The following is a 19222-nucleotide window of genomic DNA, read 5'->3' on the forward strand; positions in this document are numbered from 1 at the left end:
AGTTAGGAGTTAGGAGTTAGGAGTTAGGAGTTAGGAGTTAGGAGTTAGGAGTTAGGAGTTATTATTCTCCCTCATCTCCCCACTCCCAAAAAATCCGGGATCAAAATTATGAGTCTTGCTCAATGTTTTGTTACAATGCTTACAGACGAGGACGCTTAAAAATCCACTAGCCATGACCCAAAACCTATCTCAAAAACCCATTGTCATTTCTCCATCTATCCTATCAGCCGATTTTAGTCGTCTGGGTGATGAAATTCGCGCCGTAGACGCGGCTGGAGCGGATTGGATTCATGTTGATGTCATGGACGGTCGTTTTGTACCTAATATTACAATAGGCCCTCTGATTGTGGAGGCGATTCGTCCGGTTACCACCAAGACCCTGGATGTCCACTTGATGATTGTGGAGCCAGAAAAATATGTAGAAGGATTTGCTAAGGCGGGTGCCGATATTATCTCTGTACACTGCGAGCATAATGCTTCCCCACACCTGCACCGCACCTTGGGGCAAATTAAAGAGCTTGGTAAGAAAGCTGGAGTTGTACTTAATCCTGGTAGCCCTCTAGAGCTAATTGAATACGTTCTAGATTTGTGCGATTTAGTACTGATTATGAGCGTCAACCCTGGTTTTGGTGGTCAAAGCTTTATCCCTGGTGTATTACCCAAAATCCGCAAGCTGCGTCAAATGTGTGATGAACGCGGTCTTGACCCTTGGATTGAAGTGGATGGAGGACTCAAGGCAAATAATACCTGGCAAGTTTTGGAAGCGGGAGCTAATGCAATTGTCGCCGGTTCAGCTGTATTTAACGCTAAGGATTATGCTGAGGCTATTACATCAATTCGCAATAGCAAGCGTCCTACGCCAGAATTAGCTAAGGTTTAATTCATTTTTGGATTAATTATTCTCTACAAAAAGTAGGGTGGGCAAATTGTCTACCCTATTTTTATTTACACATAAAAAAACTGGAAGCTATTCAAGTTTTGAACTTCCAGTAGTTGCTATATAAATTGAAAATTTAGAAAGCAGAGATAATCCAGGTTGGGAGGAATAGGATTACAATAGTCGAAAGAGAAGCGTATGACCTACTAGTTCTACTAGCCACGACAACGATTTTACCGTCACTTTTCTGTTTCCGTTCCTGTTATTGGTGTTAAGCGTTTGCTTTATTTAACTAAAGCAACACCAACCACAGGATAGAAAGTTTTATAAGCATTACTCACATCGTCTGCAGTCGATGAAAGCTGTGTAAAATTTGGATTGGGGGAATCCACCTCCCCAAATTCTCTTTGCTGAGACTTCCTCAGAAAAAGAACCACCAGCAGCAACGGTTCTATCGTTGGTCTTGGTATAAGTAAGTCGGCGCAAATAATCATCACTGGTTTGTAGTTGCGGTTTAGCGCTAAAGCGCAACTACGAGCCAAATACAGATATTTTACTTTTCGTTACATAGTTTGGTTTTTCTCGCCGACCTACTTAGGAGTTATTTACTCCATGAAATGCTGACTAGTTTTGTAATCAGTTTGATTTATTTCATAGTCAGAACTAATCATTGATTTTATTTATTAAAATTAACTTGCTTGCCGCTAATCACCTCTATTTTGGTTGAAGTTGTAGTTGTTATTAGTTTACCAATATCATCAGTATATATTTGCCATTTTGGCAGATTTTTAAGAAAAATATCAAATTAATCACTGCTATAGAAAACCTACCATGCTAAGAATTTTAAATTAGCATAGTAGGCTCTCAGACACTCAATCAACTCTAGGGCAGAATCTCTGGATTCCAAATTTTTTTTAATTGACTCCACAGCGTTTCAAGGAAATATCTTGGCTGCCTTCTGGTTTTAATGGCGATTTCCTTGATTGATGTTCGTTAATTGGCTGTCCCAATCTCTGGTCTAAACTACCACCACGAATTTCTGTTTTTTGCTTTCCAACCACTTCAAGATAAGCAGGTCTTGAATCTTTCAGCATTTTTATATTTTCATTTTGCTGTTGTTTTGTTCTGTTGGTTTGATTTTCTTTGAGCAATCGATTGTAGGTACGGTACGGAATGTAATGGAGAGGATTATAACCAGCAAAACGTAGCATTAAAACACATGCCCAGGAGTACTTTCCAGCAATAATTGCTTCAACTACTTTGTCAAATTGTTGAGCCTTGACTGTTGTATCTAAGTTACTACTAATACCAGCAATGTCTTGATTCATCATAGTGTTTAGTTATCTTGGATGAAGTAAACTAGTTAACTTTCTGCGATTGTTGCTGTTTCAATTGAGGTTTAAAAACTACATTTGACCTGATGATTTTTTTCATGAACTAACCTTTGATTAAAAACAATCAAGTTTTTAATCAAGCTTGTTGGCTGCTCAGTCCTAACTATCCAGATTCCCTCCGATGAATTGAGGAAACTGTGCTTATAGCTTGTTAGTAAGTCAAAGGTAAAAATTTATCTTTTGTCTTATCATCTGACTGGTAGGACAAAAGTCTCGGCGTAGCTCTTGGTAGATGCAGTTTTGTCCTCTGAAACTTTCTCAACTCCTAATTCAATAAACTTTCTCTGTTAAAACGCCTGTATTTCTTACTACTGCTTAATTAAGCATTTTCCGGCAAGTTTTCATATTTTTTCTAGTAGTGGGAAAAATTTATTTATCTTTGAGCTTTAACAACGCCATTCGTATTTATACTATTTTTTGTCGTTAATGTCATCTACTAAGTTAGTAGATTTTTAAGCTAAATTTACTGAATGTATTTAGATACGTACTTGCAGATTGTGCAACTTTTAATTTTGTCCTCCTTTGCTAATTCATGAGGGGTCTGACCCCCCATGCAATCTCAATTTAAACCCTTTATTATGGTCGAGTCACTAGAAAATACTACCATTAACTATAATGTAAAACAACTTCTAAAAATAGTAAAATGAAAATAATAAAAAACGTTCGTAGCTATAGCATTGAACATATTTTTTAATAAGTTCAATTAGATAATTATATTTATTACCCTCATATTTCTTGATTTACAAGGAATCCAGCTTTAGCCTATTTAAATAAAATTACTGTAAATTGAGCGTGAATTACTTTATCATTATCAGTTAGTAATCACAGATAGCTTAGTTTTGAAAATAATACTGGTTAGCAATAATAGAGATAGCTAGTTTTAATTATCATCAATATAATCAAGTAAAACACTTATAGCAAGATGGTTTTACTAAAAAGTATGTAGCGACTTAAGCCGTGAGAATATTAGAATATTTAGTAATATAGATTAAGTTAACTAACACATAATATTGTTAAGTTTATTCAGCAGTAACTTCTATGTGTCTTAATCTTGAAAAGGTTTATAAAGTTGAGATTACGGATGCTCTGGCAGTTAGGCTAAATGCTAGTAAAAACTACCAATTATTATGAGTTCGTGATCAGTGCCTTGTTCAACAAGAATATCTCGGTCTAGAATAAAGATATAGTCGGCATAGAGTAGTCTTGAATTCTCAATCCTTCAACTCTTACCATTACTGAAATTTTCCTTCGCTTCCGGAAACACTCGGAAAATAAAATCACAAATCTAAACTCTGCTTTCTCAGATAAAGACCAATACGGTTGGGTTAAGGTTAAAACTTTTTGTCAAAGTCAATTTTTTTAACGACTTACGCAAAAAGGCAGTGAAAGCCTTGATTTACTGTAAGGGCAATTCATGAATTACCTTTACATTTCGTACCTTATGGGTCAATACCGTTCATTTAAGCCCAAAAACCTTGGTAAAGACGCGAAATTTCGCGTCTCTACAGGTTTAAAATCAGTACCACAAATCCTTAACTGAACTGTATTGCCTTATGGGTAAGTCCTATTTTTAACGAACCGCAGAGGCGCAGAGGACACAGAGAAAATGCTTAATCTAAGCGTATTGTTATAAGCTGTTACGTATACAATTTGCACTATCAGGGCGGGCAAGATGCCCACCCCACAATCATATTGAAAAGAATATTAGTGCAAATTAAAGGCACAACAGCTTAAAAGCTTGTTCTAGATTTGCTTTCACCTTGAGTTGACACGCAATGATAGCTGTGCGCCCCTACGTGTGTCGCAGCAAAACGAGAGCCGCTTTGATGGCAAATTAATTAATAACTAAGTAAATGCCCCAAATTGCCATTGCCCGTAAGTAAGTGCTAGCGCGGAAAGTACCAGCTGCGGTGATAGCTTCAGGGGTGCGAAATTGCAGACCATTGTCATAAATTTGCTGCACCACAGCTTGCGTCAACTTAAACGCTTCATCTTTCATTCCCATTTGCACAAGAAAAGCCGCCAGCCCAAAGTTTATCCCTGTCCAGACTTCTAGGGGATGAGTAGCTTTAGGGTTTTCTGGTGAACCGTCAGGACGAACACCATTAGCAGCACCCAACTCACCATTGCAGAATTTCAAAAAGCACGCTTCATAAACAGTTTTTAGGGCAGAGAGAGTGCGATCGCTCGGTACAATATCTGGTAAGTCCAGCAGACGAGCATAAAATTGTCCGCACAATTGATCTGCCATGACTACATCGGAACCACTTTCACTATCAAGTTTGTAATATTGCCCATTCCAGAGTTTTTCTTGGTAGATAGGTAGAGATTGTTGTAACCAAGTTTCATAAGTGGACTTTTGCGCCGCCAATGCTGTGTCACCTGTCTGGTAAGTTAATAAAATATCGCTAATTGCGATCGCACTTTCTAGCGCCGCCAACCACAACCCACCACAATAGGCGCTGACACCCTGTAACCGCCAATCATCAAAGGTTTGATCTGGCGCACCCGAATTTTCGGGAATCCCATCGCCATCAAGGTCAAAAGTTTTCAGGTAGTCGAGGGTTTGAACGATCGCATCCCAGCAATCTGCTAAGAATTCTACATCATCAGCACCTGTGAGCAAAAAATCACGGTATACTTGCAAGACAAAATCACTACCCAAATCTTTCCACAAGTTGCAGTCTTGATAGCTGGTGTAGTTGGTTTTCTCCCATACGTGTTCATTTGGTGCGCCTAAATCGTGGGGTGTTGCACCTACGACTTTACGAACTGCGATCGGGCTTTCTGCCTTAATTGTCATATAATAGCCAATTATCCTGGGTGTATCATCACTTTGAGGAATCGCCCTTGCAAATGCCCGCATTACCGACTTTTCTAGTTCTGGAAACAGCATCAGTAGGGCAAAAGAGCCGTATAATCGCACATCTAGACTTTCATACCAACGGTAATCTAGGCATTCCAGCACCGCAAACTGACCGATGGGGTCAAGTTCTGATGCTGCACTCCAGAGAGTACCGCCGCTAGTGAGGTCATAAAGCTCATTAAATAGAGCCATTTTAAACCAGTTGGGTAAATCTTCCCGGTCGAGAATCGGTTTTTGCCAAGCTTGAATTTGCGATCGCCAGCTTTGATATTCTTGTAGTGCAGTCGATGCGATCGCCCAAGCATTGTTACCACTCTTATCAAAAAAATCTGTATATCTGCGGTAATAATCAACCCCAGCAGCAAATTCTGTGATCGGCAAATCCCAAGCTAGAACAAAGGGGATTTCGAGAGTTTCGCCTGGTTGGAGAGTGAAACGAAGTGCGATGCCTGCGGCCGGCGTAGCCATCGCAGCCCCTAATTGTTCACCTTCTGCAACTGGATTTGCATCTATATAATTAGGCAAAGAACCATCTTTTGCAAAGCTTTGCCACACCTCATCACCCGTACCATCAGGATTCCATCGGCTGTGATGAAATACTTCCACCTGGGGATGCTTAACTGTAGCAATACACCAAGTTCCGTCACCTTCTTGCAAAGCATCACTACCAACCCGACCTAAAACACAGCCAAACTGTTGTGTATTTTCAACTATTTGGTTATAGTTTCCTTGACTTTCGCCCCAGCGCGGTTGGTATTCGTAAACCGGACTACCATCATCGCGCACCCGCACTTGAGGGGATTTTAGAGCATTTGTAAACCAGCCCACCATATTTTGCCAAGTCAGCATAATGCTAAGAGTAATGGGCGCATCTGTGGGGTTGTGGGCATTCCAGAGGAATATTGCCACAGGGTAGCTAGTTTCTTGATAATTACCTGCCCAGATTGGGGAAAACTGTTCACAAGTCAACTGTGCTTGAAATATATTTTCATACACAAACCAGCTACGTGGATATAGTGCGTGATAATTACCCGTCCCTTGTGTGGCGGGAAGTGTCGGATACCATTGCCAAGCTTTGAGAGTGCCATCATCGGGCGCTTGGGTAGATAAAGCGTAGGCTTGGGAAGATGTGCTATTGGATTCAAACACACTGAATTGGCAAGCGGGAATGTTTTTGAAGGTATGTTCACCGCCATCGATGTGCCACAGGTTAAAATCTCCCCGTGAAGAACGACCGATGCAACCTGCACCAAAGCCACCTAAAGGCATACCATGCCAAGGGCCATCATCGATATTACTTGCGTAGCGGACGGTATAAGGTTTGTCCCAGCCTAAGCCGATGGGACGGCTCCAAGTGCAAGAAGGAATTTTGGGAGAGAGTTGATTTGTCATCGCCTAATGTTACAGCGTGCGGTTACGTCAATGAAGACTAGCGCGATGTGCGATTTTTCTCAAGGGGCACAACGATCTAAGGGCACGGCATTGCCATGCCCTTATTTGGTAATTTTGTTGTATATGTGGGCACTCTAAAATTAAGCAACATACTGGAGACTAATTTCTATGTCCACAGCCCCAATTAGTGCAACACTAGCGCCATTAGAGAGAGATGCTGTATTGCAAGCGATCGCTACCATTAAAGAAAAGCTACCATTTTTGATTGATTTAACTAACGAGGAGCGGAAAGCTTTACCCAAGATGGGAGATAAAAGCCGCGCCTTTGTAAGTAAAGCATTGGAGGTGGCGACACAGAACCCAGAGTTTTTGCCGCGATCGTTTGACCTCGATGAGATGCGGAAAGACGTACAATTATTTGAAGCTTTGTATCCAGTATTGCTGTCTTTGTCACAATTACAAGAGTTGGTGGATGATACATCTCTAGCAGTGGGTAGTGAAGCTTATGCAGCCGCGTTGCAGGTGTATAACTATGCCAAAGCTAGTGGACAAGGCGCTGGTTTAGATGGAGTAGTTGAGGAAATGGGGCAACGGTTCGCCCGTAAATCTCGGAAAGTCAAGCCTCAAGCCGCAGCGTTGTAGAAAATAGCTCGGTGATTGCACTTCTAAGGTGCAATGTTGAGGTTCAGAACTCGGATGTTGGAGTAAATTGCTCGGCGTTCCGAGTTCTGAACTCGGAACTTCATGCTTACAACAGCAACATCCGAGATCCAAAGGTGAATGATGGTGAGTGGAAGGCGATCGCTCGTCCTTTGAACAGCAACATCCGAGATCCAAACGTAAATGATGGTGAATAAAAGGCGAATTTTTTCCTTAATATTCTCTCTTGATAAACCTAAAAAATCAAGCCACCACAAATATCTAACGTAGGGGCACGGCAATGCCGTGCCCTCATAGAAATGTTCACCACCGCCAAGAATTTATTTGTAATTTTTTATAGAGGAATTAGCATTATTTAAATGTAATAGGTGCTGGATGGAAAAATATTATTTATCGTTGAGATGCGAAATTTCTTGGAGGGCAAGGCATTGCCTTGCCCCTACGTTATTTTTATGGGGTGAAGGTAAAAATCAACATTAAAATAAATAAAAAATTATCATAAATAAATATAGAAAATTATGCCTTATAATCCACAAAAACATCATCGGCATTCTATCCGCTTAAAAGGACACGATTACACCCAACATGGTGCATATTTCATCACCATCTGCACTAGAGGACGGCAATGTTTATTTGGTAATGTGGTTAACGGCGAAATGCAATTAAATTCTTTAGGTAATATTGCCTTAAATTGCTGGCAAACAATACCCGCTCATTTTTCCCACATTGAATTAGATACCTTTGTGGTTATGCCTAACCATATACACGGCATCTTAATCATAACCGACAACCCTGTAGGGGCAAGGCATTGCCTTGCCCTTAATCAACATCCCGAACGCAACACAGAAAAATTCGGTAAACCTGTACGCGGTTCTATATCTACAGTTATTGGTAGTTATAAAAGCGTTGTCAGCAAACGCATTAATATAATTTGGCAGACTAAAGGACAATCAATCTGGCAACGCAATTTTTATGAACACATTGGCAGAGAAGAAAAATCTATAGATAACATCCGAGAATATATTGTCAATAATCCCCAGCGTTGGGCAGACGATCCAGAAAACACAACATCTAATTCTGACGCTCTAGATTACATTTTCGATATCCCTTTTTAATCAAAAATCATGTGTTTGGTTATAAACATCAATTCGCACTGAGACGCAACACATTGTAGGGGCACGGCATTGCCGTGCCCTCATAATCAATATGTAGAATGCGTCAAAACAATTCAAAATTCAAAATTACTGCGCTGACTCACCAATCCAACTCTTCATCGCATTCTTGGATCGGAGTTGCTAGCCCTTCTTTGATAGATTCTCCCATTCCAGGTACAGATAACAAGTAAAGAGTCTCCTGAATTGCAGACCAGTCTTTTTCCGCCAGCAGAATCGCATTACCGCGATCGCCCTGAATAATCACAGGCTTACCCTGCTCTGCAACTTGGTCTATCAGTTCTTGTAAATTATTTTGAGCCTCGTTGACGGGAAGCGAAGACATCATGCTTTTTTAGCTCACGATAACTTTACTTTAGTTTATCTACGAACTTAGAGCAAAAATGTCTTGGCGTAGCCCGTCCCGTCATAAACATCGCTTGTCGCCTAATCGTGCGTCTGGGCTTACTCTGAGAACTCAGATGTTCTAAACTGAAACTACGTTGTAAGCACTCAATGATGGCACAAATCACATTTAAGGTTGAAGCATTTTGGGATTCAGACGCAGAAGTTTGGGTAGCAACTAGTGATGACGTACCTGGATTAGTAACAGAAGCTTCTACGATTGAGGTTCTGACGCAAAAACTGCGAGAAATAATTCCAGAACTGATCGTTATCAACAAAATTGTCCCTCCTGACTATGTGGGTTCTATCACCTTTGAGTTAACTAGCCATCGACAAGAGTTGATTAAGGTGGCTTCATAGATGGGTGCGTCGTTTACTCCTGAGTTGAAAAAGATGCTTTCAGCAGTTGGGTGCTACTTTGAACGGCAAGGCAAAGGAGATCATGAAATCTGGTACAGTCCAATTACAGATCGTTGGTTTGTTGTAGACGGAATCATCAAGTCACGCCATACCGCTAACGGAGTTTTGAAACAAGCTGGAATTCCCAAAGCTTTTTAGGGAGGTAGCAAGTAGCAAGTAAGGACGCTAGAACAGAAAAAATAGACTTTTAATCAGCAAGCTTGAGGCTGGGAACTCGGAACTTGTGCTTTGAACTTCAACAACCGAGTTCTAAGGATCAATGATGGTGAATCAAATGTATTGGAAATGGGGCTTTAGACTATTAATTGTATTCTTCGGGCTGTGGCTACTCCTCGATCTGGGTTCCCGCATGGGAGCAGAGATTTTTTGGTTTCAGGAAGTCGGCTACCTCCAAGTATTTCTGTTGAGGGTGGTAACTCGTGGTGTCTTGTGGGTAATCGTGGCTGGGATAACTGCTGCTTATCTACTGCTAAACCTGGCTCTCGCACAACGGTTAAAATATCCCCAGTCGCTGAAGATTGAAGAAGTGAGGCGTGAGGAAGCAGAACTGAGCAGTGAATTAAAGAATTTTCTCAGTCCTCATTATCAAACACGCAACGAAACCCGGACACTTACACCGCAACGCCTTAAACCATTCAGATTGCGCTGGTTATTACCCCTAGCTTTCGTACTGAGCTTGTTGATCGGGTTAATGCTGGCTCACTATGGTCAAATTGCTCTTTCTTACTGGCATCCTCCAGTTAATAAAGCTAGTCAACCCATTATTGCCCTATTTCGACCAGAGACAATCTGGCAACTCTTGAGGCAGATTTTCTCTCAAGTATGGTATTTCGGTTTAATTGTGGGAATAGCGATCGCCATCTTAATCTATCCCCAATTCTTACTAACTGCGATCGCAGTTCTCTTCAGTCCCATTTTTGCCTTCATCCTATTCCAAAACTGGGCAAAGGTGCTGCAATATTTACACCCTACTCTTTTCAACAGCACTGAGCCTTTATTTGGTCGAGATATCAGCTTTTACGTATTTTCCTTACCCGTTTGGGAACTGCTAGAACTCTGGCTGATGGGATTATGTTTGTATGGCTTTGTCGCTGTTACTCTCACTTATCTCTTATCGGCTGACAGTTTGAGTCAGGGGATTTTCCCTGGTTTTTCACCCCAGCAGCAGCGTCATTTATCCGGTATGGGTGGCTTGTTGATGCTGGTAGTGGCTTTTAGTTATTGGCTGAGTCGCTATGAACTGGTGTATTCTACGCGTGGAGTAAGTTATGGTGCCAGCTATACCGATGTGACAGTCCAGTTGCCAGCCTACACCGTCTTGTGCATCGTGGCAGTTGCGATCGCAACTTACCTACTTTGGCAAACCTTTTTCTGGAAACCCAAATCTCAGTATCGTCACTTGATGTTTTACGGATTAGGGCTTTATCTAGTACTAGTTGTAGCTGCTGACCTTATTCTACCTACGGTGGTGCAATCTTTAATTGTCCTACCTAATGAGTTGCAACGAGAGCAACCCTACATTGAGCGGACTATTGCCTTAACTCGCCAAGCATTCGATTTAGAGGCGATCGATACCAGAACCTTCAACCCCCAAGGAACACTAACTGAAGCTGATATTCAAAATAATGACTTGACAATTCGGAATATTCGCCTTTGGGATCAGCGGCCACTGTTACAAACTAACCGTCAACTGCAACAAATTCGGCCGTATTATCGGTTCCCCGATGCCGATATTGATCGGTATACTCTGAAAACAGATGTCACTTCACGCCGACCATCAGCCCCCCAAAAACCGCCAGAACCTGAGCAGCAAGCAGATGAACCAACAGAACGGCGGCAGGTACTGATTGCTGGACGAGAACTAAACTACAGTGCAGTACCACAGGAAGCTCAAACATGGGTTAACCGCCATTTAATTTATACCCACGGTTTTGGGTTCACTGTTAGCCCAGTTAATACAGTTGGGCCGGGTGGGCTACCAGAATATTTTGTCAAAGATATTAGCGGTAATAGTACTGCCCTGACAACTTCCAGTGAAGCGATTCGTGACAGTATTCCCATTGGGCAACCCCGAATTTATTACGGTGAAATAGCTAATACCTACGTGATGACTGGCACAAGAGTTAGAGAGCTAGACTATCCCAGTGGTAGTGACAATGTTTACAACTCTTATGATGGTCTGGGTGGCGTTGAAATTGCTTCAGCATGGCGACGCTGGCTATTTGCCATGTATTTGAAGGATTGGCAAATGTTATTCACACGGGACTTTTTGCCTGAGACAAAGGTGTTGTTCCGGCGAAATGTGAAGCAACGTATTCAAGCGATCGCACCTTTTTTGAAATTTGACAGCGACCCTTATTTAGTAGCTGCTGATGCAAATCTTGATTTACCAAGTAATCCCAGTTATCTTTACTGGATTGTTGATGCCTACACAACGAGCGATCGCTATCCTTACTCAGACACTGGTAGCGAGGGGATCAACTACATTCGTAATTCTATCAAGGTCGTGATTGATGCCTATCACGGTACTGTTAACTTTTATATTGCCGATCCAAGCGATCCGATCATTGCCACTTGGTCAGCGATATTTCCCAACATGTTCAAACCGCTCAGTACAATGCCAGTCAATCTCCGCACTCATACGCGGTATCCGGTAGACTTTTTCAAAATTCAATCTGAGCGGTTGATGACCTACCACATGACCGATCCCCAGGTATTTTACAACCGGGAAGATCAGTGGCAGATTCCTAACGAAATTTATGGCAGCGAAGCCCGTCCGGTAGAGCCGTATTATTTGATTACTAGTTTACCCACTGTACCGTTTGAAGAGTTTATTCTGCTTCTACCCTATACTCCCAGACAACGGACTAATTTAATCGCTTGGTTAGCGGCGCGATCGGATGGTGATAACTATGGTAAATTATTGTTATATTCCTTTCCTAAAGAAAGGCTGGTTTACGGCCCAGAGCAAATCGAGGCGCGAATTAACCAAGACCCAGTAATTTCTCAGCAAATTTCCCTGTGGAATCGTCAGGGATCGAGAGCTATTCAAGGCAATCTATTAGTAATTCCCATTGAGCAATCGCTGCTGTATGTTGAGCCAATCTATTTAGAAGCCACACAGAATAGCTTACCAACTTTGGTGCGGGTAGTTGTGGCTTACGAAAACCGCATTGTCATGGCACAAACCTTAGAACAAGCATTGCAGGCAATTTTTAAACCTGAGGTTACACCAGCCCCGCCGATTATCCGTCCCTTTGAAGAAGCAGCCCCGCCAGGTTAAGCGATTTTAAGGCTAAATTGTTACCAAGCCCTTCGGGCAGGGAACTCTTAAGAGGGAACAGGGAACAGCTTTGAAAACCTGCCCGAATTTTGGGTCTAAAGCCCCTAAATTTATTTATGAAAAAAAATAAAAACATTTTTTAAGGGGACGCGCAGCGCAAGAAAAAATACGTCCTTGTACAAATCTCCTAATTTTAATTATGGGGATTTCCCTGTTCCCTCTTGCCTGTTCCCTGTTCCCTTTTAAATAGCAGGCGACAGTGAGCGTAGACGCGCAGCGGGTTGTCGTAAGACATCGCCATTAACAAAATTTATTGCAACAGAAATAGTTTAATGGGTCAACATAAAGTAATAGACACTAAAAGTTAATGGACATGCTACAAAATAACCAACTAGAGATTCGCCACATCAGTCCTGAAGTGAGGCAGTTGATTAAAATGTACGCCGATGTTAATAACTGTACGCAGTCTGAGATGTTGGAACGCATTATTTTGGAGTGGGATGCCCAACAAAGCGAGAGCGAACGACCGCCAGGAGATGAAGATGAATAGCTTTCTTGGACAATCTTTAGCCAGCTTCTAGCGACATAGTTTCATGAATTTGGGTCTTTAGTTGGAGAAAAACTTTCTAGAGATTGGGTCTTGTTTGAGGGATTGAATAAAATCCCTCAAAGTCATCATGCTGCCTGTTAAAGTGAATTTAGGAGTGCCATTTTGAGCAACGATTCTCACTTCACCATCTTGGATCTGAATCTTATTTTTAATACTATCCCATAGAGTATTGAAGCTGTGATCATCGTTGCAACCATTGGCTTCAAGGAATCTTTGCCGTACTTCTGTTTTTAGTGCTAGTGCTTCTGCTGCTTGAGTTCGCGCCTCAAAGTGCTTAACTACATCTTCGTAAGCACTCTCCCTGAGAGTTTTGTTTTCAGCCTGAACTTGCTGTAACTGAGTTTTTACGGCTTGCAGTTGGGATGCTAAAGCGGCTGATTTATGGTATTCAAGTTTTAAGGCTTGCTTGGCATTGGCTAACAAGGTTTTATAATCTAGCTGATCTTGATTTTTTTCGGATTGCATTTTTATCTCTTGATCAACAGATTTTCGGTGATCAACTCTCGTCAGTTATATGATAAAAACTGGCGAGAGCTTAGTAAATATTCTGTATGTTATCTGAGTATTAGTTAGTTCACCAATAATGGTGATTCAGAGCTAGGATTCTCCTGAATACTACTCAGACTAGAACTAATGTGAGAGCGGATAGCTCGTTCATAAACACTAGTCTGCTGAGTGCGTACCCCTACAGCTTGATATATTAAGTTAACGTCTGGGAATTCCGACCAATACATCAAAAAAATGTCTTTAGCTGGAGTAATAATTTCATAATTATTCTCTTGTCTTTTCTTTCTAAGTTTACAATTATTTAGTTGCAATTTTTGTCTGAATAGTTGTTCAAATTCTGAAATTAAATCTGAAGTATTTTTCATGGTTCATACACGTTAAAACGTGTTAATTATGCAAAGACTATCTGGTGATATTACTAAGTATGACACTTCAGATACCTCTTACTATATAGTGTATCAGTTATCGGGTATTTGAGAAGGGGATTTAGACAGAGGGTAGCTCATTGCTCAGGCTTTGGTAGAAAAGAGGCTGTGCGATCGCTCGATCTGTTGATCAGGATTTTACCCAGAGACACCCTATATAATCACACAGCTAAATCACATATTTTCTTTAGAGCCTTGCGGGGCAATCAGTACCTACAGGCTACAGCCTGGGACTTCAAGTCCTTCTGCAAAGCTGATTAATTCCAAGTACTCTGGATTTTCTACGAACTTTTTGGCTGCTAGCAAGCCGGCAATGCTCCAAGTTTGATAAATTCTAGCTTCTTTGCCAATCAAACGGCCATTGTTGCCATCGTAGTATTCAGGGAATTTATCTTTAAATAAACGCCTTTCGGCAATGGCTACAGCTGCTTGGGCAAGTTCTGTTCTACCTGCTTTCAATGCTGCTGCGGTAAATAACCACAGCAAAACGGGCCAGTTACCGCCGTTGTGATAAGACCAAGCCCTGTTCTTAGAATCACATCCTGTAACAATTCTCCACTCTAAACCATCCATTGCTGGAAAACAAATTTTAACAGGCATATAGCCGATCAAGTCTTGCCAACGTTGGGCAAATAAATTCATAATGCTTTGAGATTCTTTTTCGCTTGCTAAGGAAGTTAAGATTGCCATCAGATTTCCCAGAGTAAAAAAGCGAAAATCTATCCGTCCAGGCCCCAGATTTCCGGCTAAATATCCTCCAGTTTCGGGCAACCACTCGGTCAACCAACTGGGGATTGATTCTGAGTTGATGTTGAATTTATTAACAATTTCTTTACCAAATTCGTTATCTTTGTAACGATAGATTTCCCCCAATCGCTTCAGGTCTAGCCAATAATAGTTGCGGATATGATATTTCAAAGATCCCAATCGCCTATTGACTTTGCCAATGTAGCTATCGCCATCCCCATCTGGTAAAAGCAATTCAGTAGCAGCCCTGAGGGATGCATAGAATAACACCTGAATTTCTAGAGGATGTTCGTAGACTCCCATACGACGGTCAATCATAAACGCGCCATCGGGAACTAACATTGTTGGGTACATAGAAAAGCGATGTACCAAGCAAAGATCCAAAATTAACTTGATTCCTGCTTGAAAATCTGGCTGACGCGCTAGAGTCAAATCGCCTGTAGTTTTTTCATAAGCGCGTAGCAAGAGAATCCACCACATACAAGAATCAATTGGGGGAACACGAGCGATCGCCAGTTCACCAAAATCAGCGACCAAAAATTCCTCATTCCCATTAGAATGTACTTTGAAACTTGCAGGCATTAATCCCGCTCCTGGTTCAAAGCAATCTATCTGCTTTTCATGACTTTGTAATTTCAGTGTTTCTACTAAGAAATTACGCACAATCTCTGCTTTGCCGTGCATGAGAAACACCAAGGCAGAAGGGACAAAATCGCGGAGGAAACACTGGTCATAATTGAGTGCATCCGCCTCCGCATCTCTGGCGGCTACAGTACCAATGGGTTTTCCCTGGTAATAAATTATCGACTCTTCCAACAATTCCCAGGCTTCTGCTTCCAGGAGACTGTTTTGATCAATGGCGCTAGTCATGGGCGTTTAATTCCACTAATGGTATGTATCGGCTTAATTGTGGAAAGTACGCAAGCCTTGCCTCTTTTTCAAGCTGACCAGCTTTCTCGGAAGTCAGCATACAGAGTCAATCCACCATCTATGAATAGGGTTTGTCCGGTGATATAGGCGGCTTCATCCGAAGCTAAAAAAGCTACTGCGGCTGCCATCTCCTCCGAGGAGCCAGCACGCCCCATTGGGATGTGACTTTCCACGATCGCCTTTTTTTCAGGATCGTCTATCCAGGCTTGATTTATTGGCGTGACTGTTGCTCCGGGGGCAATAGCGTTGACACGAATACCAAGGCTTGCATATTCCAATGCTAAAGTTTTGGTCAGGTTTTCCATACCGCCTTTGCTAATGGAATAACTGATATACATCGGTCGCGGAATAATTTCGTGAACGCTGGAAATATTAATAATCACCCCCGGACGATTAGCAGACAGGAGGTGTTTAATAGTTTCACGAGCGCAGAGATACGCACCCCGGAGGTTAACTGCAATTACTCGGTCAAAGTCTGCTGTGGTAACTTCGTGAGACGGACTTTCTATTTGAATGCCAGCATTGTTAACTAGAATATCTAAACTGCCAAATTCCTTTACTACGGTGTTGACCATCTCAACAATGTCTGATTCTTGGGAGACATCTCCTTGAACCAGTAGCGACTTCACACCACAATTTTCGATATTTCCGCAGGCTTTTTGTAGTGCCATCTCTTCCGTGTCTGCCGCGCCTTCAGGGCTTTTGCGGTAATTGATGGCGATGTTGCACCCTTCTTCGGCGAGTCTGATAGCGATCGCTTGACCAATACCTGAAGTTGCACCTGTAATTAAAGCATTCTTTCCTTTTAACCCTATCATATTTTCTGCCCTTACTTGAATTTGCAACAGTCAAAAAATTTTGGATTTTAGATTATTCTTTTGAGTATTAAAGTTGCTATTGTCAACCCCCAATAGAGGGAATTTAAAAAGTCTGAAGACTGGGAATGTATTCCAAATGGGCTGCTCTGCCTCCTCTTTCTTGACGAGAGGCGGAGCCTCCCAGAATGGGTTCCCAGGCTGGAGCCTGGGAACGAGGCAACACAAGACTTTGGACTTATCTTAGTGCCATTCGGTATTAGTCCCTAGCGCAAATTCGCTGGCACTTTTTCAGGAACTACCCAATAGTAAATAGTTTTGCCCTCTACAGTCAGCGTCTGATCTGGTTTCCAGTCGCCCATATCGAAGGCATGGGAGACAATGCGAGTACCAGGTTTGAGTTCACTCAATAGCTTGGGGCGAAGTTTGAGGTTGATTTCAGGCAGCAAGTAAAGTGTAACTACTGTTGCTTTACTAAAGTCAGTGTTGAACAAGTCTTGTTGGACAAACTTCACGCGATCGGTTACTCCTGCCTTCTGGGCATTCTCATTAGCTTCTTTGACGCGTTGGGGGTCAATATCTATGCCGACACCCTGCGTACCAAACTTTTGTGCCGCAGTATTAACAATTCTGCCATCACCGCTACCAAGGTCGTAAAGCATATCAGTCTTACCCACTTTTGCCACTTTCAACATTGCATCTACCACTGGCTGTGGTGTAGGTACATAAGGAACATCGCCGGGGCGTTCTTGTGTTTGAGTTGTTGTCGTAACTGGTGTTTCGGTTTCGGTCTGACCTGTTAAAGTAGAAGGTTGTGTCCCGGCTTCCAAATCTTGCTGTTGCGGCGCACATCCAGCAATTCCCAAGCTGGTAATACTAACGCCTGTAACCAATAAAAACAGAATTTTTTTGAAGTTCATCAATTTTCTCCTTGATTGAGTAGCTTGTGGTCAGTAGTTAGTAAAACAACTGATAGTCATAGAATTTTGAATTGCTTATAGTCTGAGGTTTAGGTTGCACAATCCAAAATCGCTCGACTGAGCGAAGTCGAAGTCCAAAATTGTATTAAGTCCGACCTTGGCGATAGTTATTCCAGAACAACAGGGGGATACCTGCTGCCACAACTAAAACACCTGCAATTGCTCCCACACCTGTATAAACCAAGCTGGAATAAAGCAAGTAAGCGCAAACGGCACAAAAGAGTAATGGTGTGAAAGGATAAAATGGTACACGGAATGGGCGCACTATGTTGGGTTCACGGATTCGCAATACTAGCAGTGATATCCCGGAAAGCAAGAAGAACAACCAAAATATCGGGGCGGTGTAATCCACCATTGTTTGAAAGCCTTTGCGAGTGAGCGTGCCTAAAAAAACCAGTGCTAAGGCGATCGCAGCTTGCATTAATAAGGCATGGGTAGGACTACTAGGACGTTGTTGCCAGCGCCCCATAAAACCAAATAGCGAAAAATCCTGTCCCAGTGCGAAATTGGTACGCGCTCCGGTAAAAATTGTGGCGTTGGTTGCTCCTAAAGTAGCGATCGCAATCAATACACTGATAAACAAGGCTCCCGGTTCGCCCCAAAGAGAGCGCATTAAATCTGCGGCTACTGCTTCCGACTGGGCCATGTTTGCTAATCCCAATCCCCGCAGGTAAGCCAGATTGATGAGTAAGTAAATAGCAGTGATGATGCCAATACTCCACATTAGCGATCGCACAATATTACGTCGTCCATCCTGAATTTCTGCCGAGATGTAAGCCGCTTCATTCCAACCGCCGTAAGAGAGCAGCACAAACACCATCGCCAATCCCCACGTTCCTGATGATGCAGCTTCCACAGGGGCGGCAACAGCAGAATTAGGAATGGCGGTAAGCCCAAGAATTACTACCAGTAATAAACCCAGAACTTTCGCAGCACTGAGCAAGTTTTGTGTCCACTTACCCTGCTGCAAACCGATGATGTTCAAAGCAGTTAAAAGTGCGATCGCTATGGCTGCATAGATAGAAGACGAAAACGTTCCTAGCCGCCATATCTGAGAAACATAATCGCCAAAAACAAATGCCAACAAAGCAATAGAACCAGTTTGAATCACTGTCATCCGCGCCCAGGCAAATAAAAAGGCGACTCTGTGCCCGAATGCACGTTTCAAATAATAGTAAGCACCACCAACATCGGGATAGACAGTGGCTAACTCTGCATAGCACAGCGCTCCTACCAGAGATACCAAACCACCAATTAACCAAAGAAGTAGTACAGCAATATTACTACCTGCTTGACTTGCAACTAGAGCCGGGGTTTCAAAAATCCCTGCCCCAATAACAATACCGACAATCAGAGCCACTGCGTCTGGTAATCTTAAGGATGGCTTAGGTGCTGCTACTTCTGTTGTTTCTGACTGCTGAAGCAAATTGTAGTCTTTACGTCTACTCACATTACTCCTTATTAGTTTTGAGTGGGAGATCGCCGCTTTGTTTCATCTTTCTTTTGCACTGTTTTAGCTATATCTCTATGGTTCAAAATAAATGTGACTCAAAAATGACAATCATCAGTGATATGCTTTCAAACGGTAATATCCATCTTGCCACATTCAGAGCAATCTCCCTACAGCGATCGCTTCCATTTCTCGTGTTAGACAACATCTATGCTTCTCAAAATAATGGCAAATTAATGTGAAACAAGGAACTATGTCGCAGTTCCCTGTTAAGGCCCAAATCCCCCCACCTACCTCCGATTTTTTTCAG

18 protein-coding genes are annotated in these 19222 nt (G+C 42.2%); 9 read left to right on the forward strand and 9 right to left on the reverse strand.

Going from position 1 to position 19222, the window contains the following annotated elements; translation table 11 throughout:
* Window positions 1-172 precede the first annotated feature (172 nt).
* Window positions 173-880, forward strand: coding sequence for a ribulose-phosphate 3-epimerase (gene rpe, locus D1367_RS11110; RefSeq protein WP_109008981.1), 708 nt, complete (start codon window positions 173-175; stop codon window positions 878-880).
* 911 nt (window positions 881-1791) lie between these two features.
* On the opposite strand, the gene D1367_RS11120 is transcribed toward rpe, so the two are convergent.
* The gene (locus D1367_RS11120; RefSeq protein ID WP_118166515.1) at window positions 1792-2205 is read right to left on the reverse strand and encodes a HetP family heterocyst commitment protein; all 414 of its coding nucleotides are present in this window, start codon (window positions 2203-2205) and stop codon (window positions 1792-1794) included.
* 1900 nt (window positions 2206-4105) lie between these two features.
* Entirely contained in the window at window positions 4106-6529 is a 2424-nt protein-coding gene (locus tag D1367_RS11125) for a GH116 family glycosyl hydrolase (RefSeq protein WP_118166516.1), read from the reverse strand.
* 168 nt (window positions 6530-6697) lie between these two features.
* Here D1367_RS11125 and D1367_RS11130 point away from each other — a divergent pair, with 168 nt between their 5' ends.
* From D1367_RS11130 to D1367_RS11135, 3 genes are all read left to right on the forward strand, one after another.
* Window positions 6698-7171, forward strand: a complete 474-nt coding sequence (locus tag D1367_RS11130) for a hypothetical protein (protein WP_118166517.1) — start codon at window positions 6698-6700, stop codon at window positions 7169-7171.
* Window positions 7172-7182: 11 nt separating this feature from the next.
* A complete protein-coding gene (locus D1367_RS30100) occupies window positions 7183-7386 on the forward strand; it encodes a hypothetical protein (protein ID WP_147337355.1) in 204 nt (67 codons plus the stop codon).
* A 321-nt stretch (window positions 7387-7707) separates the two neighbouring features.
* Entirely contained in the window at window positions 7708-8304 is a 597-nt protein-coding gene (locus D1367_RS11135) for a transposase (RefSeq protein ID WP_118166518.1), read from the forward strand.
* Window positions 8305-8443: 139 nt separating this feature from the next.
* Here the strand turns inward: D1367_RS11135 and D1367_RS11140 are convergent, their stop codons facing one another.
* Entirely contained in the window at window positions 8444-8689 is a 246-nt protein-coding gene (locus D1367_RS11140) for a type II toxin-antitoxin system Phd/YefM family antitoxin (protein WP_228674551.1), read from the reverse strand.
* Between the two features lie 170 nt (window positions 8690-8859).
* Between D1367_RS11140 and D1367_RS11145 the strand changes: the two genes are divergently transcribed.
* The 4 genes from D1367_RS11145 to D1367_RS11160 all read left to right on the forward strand — a co-directional run bounded on the left by D1367_RS11145 (window position 8860) and on the right by D1367_RS11160 (window position 12998).
* The gene (locus tag D1367_RS11145) at window positions 8860-9105 is read left to right on the forward strand and encodes a DUF1902 domain-containing protein (protein WP_118166520.1); all 246 of its coding nucleotides are present in this window, start codon (window positions 8860-8862) and stop codon (window positions 9103-9105) included.
* Window positions 9106-9303 (forward strand): type II toxin-antitoxin system HicA family toxin, encoded by a 198-nt coding sequence (locus tag D1367_RS11150; RefSeq protein WP_118166521.1) that lies wholly within the window; start codon window positions 9106-9108, stop codon window positions 9301-9303. It begins immediately after the preceding gene.
* 136 nt (window positions 9304-9439) lie between these two features.
* Window positions 9440-12448, forward strand: a complete 3009-nt coding sequence (locus D1367_RS11155; protein WP_118166522.1) for a UPF0182 family protein — start codon at window positions 9440-9442, stop codon at window positions 12446-12448.
* A gap of 367 nt (window positions 12449-12815) precedes the next feature.
* Window positions 12816-12998 (forward strand): hypothetical protein, encoded by a 183-nt coding sequence (locus D1367_RS11160; protein ID WP_118166523.1) that lies wholly within the window; start codon window positions 12816-12818, stop codon window positions 12996-12998.
* A 57-nt stretch (window positions 12999-13055) separates the two neighbouring features.
* Here D1367_RS11160 and D1367_RS11165 read toward each other — a convergent pair whose 3' ends face one another.
* The 6 genes from D1367_RS11165 to D1367_RS11190 form a co-directional block, all read right to left on the reverse strand.
* On the reverse strand, window positions 13056-13523 hold the full coding sequence (locus D1367_RS11165; RefSeq protein WP_118166524.1) for a hypothetical protein: 468 nt from the start codon (window positions 13521-13523) through the stop codon (window positions 13056-13058).
* 104 nt (window positions 13524-13627) lie between these two features.
* On the reverse strand, window positions 13628-13930 hold the full coding sequence (locus D1367_RS11170) for a hypothetical protein (RefSeq protein WP_100900794.1): 303 nt from the start codon (window positions 13928-13930) through the stop codon (window positions 13628-13630).
* A 273-nt stretch (window positions 13931-14203) separates the two neighbouring features.
* On the reverse strand, window positions 14204-15607 hold the full coding sequence (locus tag D1367_RS11175) for a glycoside hydrolase 100 family protein (protein WP_181985143.1): 1404 nt from the start codon (window positions 15605-15607) through the stop codon (window positions 14204-14206).
* A gap of 68 nt (window positions 15608-15675) precedes the next feature.
* Entirely contained in the window at window positions 15676-16485 is an 810-nt protein-coding gene (locus D1367_RS11180) for an SDR family oxidoreductase (RefSeq protein ID WP_118166525.1), read from the reverse strand.
* 263 nt (window positions 16486-16748) lie between these two features.
* Window positions 16749-17402: a class I SAM-dependent methyltransferase gene (locus D1367_RS11185; RefSeq protein WP_118166526.1), complete on the reverse strand. Its 654-nt coding sequence runs from the start codon at window positions 17400-17402 to the stop codon at window positions 16749-16751.
* Window positions 17403-17547: 145 nt separating this feature from the next.
* Window positions 17548-18912 carry an APC family permease gene (locus D1367_RS11190; protein WP_118166527.1) on the reverse strand — a complete coding sequence of 455 codons (1365 nt, stop codon included), beginning with the start codon at window positions 18910-18912 and terminating at the stop codon, window positions 17548-17550.
* Window positions 18913-19016: 104 nt separating this feature from the next.
* On the opposite strand from D1367_RS11190, the gene D1367_RS30715 reads away from it, so the two are divergent.
* On the forward strand, window positions 19017-19154 hold the full coding sequence (locus tag D1367_RS30715; RefSeq protein ID WP_181985144.1) for a hypothetical protein: 138 nt from the start codon (window positions 19017-19019) through the stop codon (window positions 19152-19154).
* Window positions 19155-19222: the final 68 nt, after the last annotated feature.

This window comes from Nostoc sphaeroides, assembly GCF_003443655.1.
GTDB lineage: Bacteria > Cyanobacteriota > Cyanobacteriia > Cyanobacteriales > Nostocaceae > Nostoc > Nostoc sphaeroides.

Excerpts from the sequence above, each read along its gene's own strand:
- D1367_RS11130 (WP_118166517.1), top strand. The coding sequence starts at position 6,698 with ATGTCCACAGCCCCAATTAGTGCAACACTAGCGCCATTAGAGAGAGAT.
- D1367_RS11120 (WP_118166515.1), bottom strand. The coding sequence starts at position 2,205 with ATGAATCAAGACATTGCTGGTATTAGTAGTAACTTAGATACAACAGTC.
- D1367_RS11175 (WP_181985143.1), bottom strand. The coding sequence starts at position 15,607 with ATGACTAGCGCCATTGATCAAAACAGTCTCCTGGAAGCAGAAGCCTGG.
- D1367_RS11170 (WP_100900794.1), bottom strand. The coding sequence starts at position 13,930 with ATGAAAAATACTTCAGATTTAATTTCAGAATTTGAACAACTATTCAGA.
- D1367_RS11165 (WP_118166524.1), bottom strand. The coding sequence starts at position 13,523 with ATGCAATCCGAAAAAAATCAAGATCAGCTAGATTATAAAACCTTGTTA.
- D1367_RS11125 (WP_118166516.1), bottom strand. The coding sequence starts at position 6,529 with ATGACAAATCAACTCTCTCCCAAAATTCCTTCTTGCACTTGGAGCCGT.
- D1367_RS11140 (WP_228674551.1), bottom strand. The coding sequence starts at position 8,689 with ATGATGTCTTCGCTTCCCGTCAACGAGGCTCAAAATAATTTACAAGAA.
- D1367_RS30715 (WP_181985144.1), top strand. The coding sequence starts at position 19,017 with ATGACAATCATCAGTGATATGCTTTCAAACGGTAATATCCATCTTGCC.
- D1367_RS11150 (WP_118166521.1), top strand. The coding sequence starts at position 9,106 with ATGGGTGCGTCGTTTACTCCTGAGTTGAAAAAGATGCTTTCAGCAGTT.
- D1367_RS11135 (WP_118166518.1), top strand. The coding sequence starts at position 7,708 with ATGCCTTATAATCCACAAAAACATCATCGGCATTCTATCCGCTTAAAA.
- D1367_RS11180 (WP_118166525.1), bottom strand. The coding sequence starts at position 16,485 with ATGATAGGGTTAAAAGGAAAGAATGCTTTAATTACAGGTGCAACTTCA.
- D1367_RS11155 (WP_118166522.1), top strand. The coding sequence starts at position 9,440 with ATGTATTGGAAATGGGGCTTTAGACTATTAATTGTATTCTTCGGGCTG.
- D1367_RS11160 (WP_118166523.1), top strand. The coding sequence starts at position 12,816 with ATGGACATGCTACAAAATAACCAACTAGAGATTCGCCACATCAGTCCT.
- D1367_RS11145 (WP_118166520.1), top strand. The coding sequence starts at position 8,860 with ATGGCACAAATCACATTTAAGGTTGAAGCATTTTGGGATTCAGACGCA.
- D1367_RS11185 (WP_118166526.1), bottom strand. The coding sequence starts at position 17,402 with ATGAACTTCAAAAAAATTCTGTTTTTATTGGTTACAGGCGTTAGTATT.
- rpe (WP_109008981.1), top strand. The coding sequence starts at position 173 with ATGACCCAAAACCTATCTCAAAAACCCATTGTCATTTCTCCATCTATC.